Source organism: Pseudomonas sp. Ps21-P2 (assembly GCF_039672565.1).
In the GTDB taxonomy this organism is placed as follows: Bacteria; Pseudomonadota; Gammaproteobacteria; order Pseudomonadales; family Pseudomonadaceae; genus Aquipseudomonas.
In genome coordinates, this window is the sequence record NZ_JBDFPL010000055.1 from 1 (window position 1) to 377 (window position 377).

Below are 377 nucleotides of genomic sequence, written 5' to 3' on the forward strand. Positions count from 1 at the left end.
GTGACCACAGGCTACGAAGCCGAAGTGAGTCATGATCTGCCTGCCGGAGTCGCGTTCCTGCAAAAGCCTTGGAGTTTGGACCAGCTGGTTCAGACAGCTAGGCACATGCTCAAAACGGCCACTGATCGCGGTTAGATATGTCGGGTACTATGTTTAGTTGGTCCCACATCAGGACCCGCCTAGGCGTTTAGTTGGTCCCACATCAGGACCCGCCTAGGCGGTTTTTTTGCTGCTTGCTAGACGTAACAAGCCTTGGGATTGACGTACCATAAGCCCGCCCTGTTGCTGCGCCCTGGTCCCTTTCCTCCTAGGAGCTGGTTATGCCACCTGCCGATCTCGATTTTCTGGACACCTCGGATCTGCCGCGTGGTTTGAGT

The 377-nt window shown here is 55.4% G+C and carries 1 pseudogene; it reads left to right on the plus strand.

From position 1 onward, the window contains the following. Positions 1 to 135: pseudogene (locus ABEH28_RS27350) on the plus strand (response regulator); the annotation flags it as partial. Positions 136 to 377 lie beyond the last annotated feature (242 nt).